We start from the raw sequence: 1,527 nt of genomic DNA on the forward strand, positions 1-1,527 counted from the left end.
CCACCATCGCCCGCATGGTGGAGCACCTCACCACCCTGCTGGAGGCCGCCGTCTCCTCTCCGGAGACTCGCGTCGGCGACCTGCCCCTGCTCCCAGCCTCCGAGCGCCACCAGCTCCTCGTTCGCTGGAATGACACCCGCCGCGCGCTTCCCTGGGGCGGCGCTCTCCACGAGCGCTTCGAGGCTCAGGCCTCTCTCTCTCCCGACGCGCTGGCCGTCCTCGACGACGCCGCCTCGCTTTCCTTCGCTCAGCTCAACCGCCGTGCGAACCAGCTCGCCCACTGGCTGCGCGCTCGCGGCGTCGGACCCGAGGTGCGCGTCGCCCTCTGCCTGGAACGTGGCGTCGACATGGTTGTCGCCGTCCTCGCCATCCTCAAGGCCGGCGGCGCCTACGTCCCCATGGACCCCGCCTACCCCCGTGAGCGCCTCGCCTTCATGCTCCAGGACTGCGGCGCCCGCCTCGCTCTCTCACAGCTCCACCTGAGAGCCCTCCTCGGCGGCTCCTCGGCGGAGCCCGTGTGCCTGGACGACTCCCTCCTGCTCGACTCGCTCTCCCGTGAGTCCGAGGCCAACCCGTCCCGCATCACCGCCCCCGAGCACCTCGCCTACGTCATCTACACCTCCGGCTCCACCGGCCGCCCCAAGGGCGTCATGGTTCAGCACGCCTCCGTGATGAACCTGCGCGCCGCCCTCGCTTCCACCGTGTACGCCGGTGTCGAAGGCTCCCTGCGCGTCAGCCTCAACGCCCCCCTCGCCTTCGACGCTTCCGTCAAGCAGCTCATCCAGGTGGCTGACGGCCATGCCCTGTGCGTCGTGCCACAGGCCGCACGCGAGGACGTCTCCCTCCTCAACTCCTGGGTCGAGAAGCACCACCTCGACGTGCTCGACTGCTCTCCCTCCCACCTGCGCCTGCTTCTGGAAGAGGGGCTCGCGGCCAACCGTCAGTTGCGCGTGCTCGTGGGCGGCGAGGCCGTCGACGAAGTCCTCTGGGCGAAGCTGTCCGCCCACCCCTTCATCCACTGCTTCAACGTCTACGGCCCCACCGAGTGCACCGTCGACACCACCGCTCGCGCCGTGCGCGGCGCCTCGCGTCCCTCCCTCGGCGGCCCCCTGGCCAACGTGCGCGTCTACGTCCTCGACGAGCACCTGCGGCCGGTGCCCATCGGTGTTCCGGGAGAGCTCTTCATCGGCGGCGCCGGCGTCGCTCGCGGCTACCTCCACCGTCCGGACCTCACCGCCGAGCGCTTCGTGCCGGACCCGTTCGTCGCCGAGCCAGGGGCTCAGCCGCACCTCTCCGGCGCACCGGCCGCGGATGAAGCACCGCATGCGGACGTGGGCCTGGCCGGTGCGCGCCTGTACCGCACCGGTGACAAGGTGCGCTGGCTACCCGACGGCACCCTGGAGTTCCTCGGCCGCATCGACTTCCAGGTGAAGCTGCGCGGCTTCCGCATCGAGCTGGGCGAAATCGAGTCCGCCCTGGAGGCCCTCCCCGGCGTCCGACGCGCCGTCGTGCTCGCTCGCGAGGACG

At 71.2% G+C, this 1,527-nt stretch carries 1 protein-coding gene; it reads left to right on the forward strand.

The genetic code is table 11. The annotated features are described in order from the left end of the window. Positions 1–1,527 (forward strand): amino acid adenylation domain-containing protein (locus tag K8638_RS44150; RefSeq protein WP_223760805.1); only part of this gene is annotated, 1,527 nt, incomplete at both ends.

It is taken from the genome of Myxococcus sp. RHSTA-1-4 (assembly GCF_020037125.1).
Taxonomy (GTDB): Bacteria; Myxococcota; Myxococcia; order Myxococcales; family Myxococcaceae; genus Myxococcus.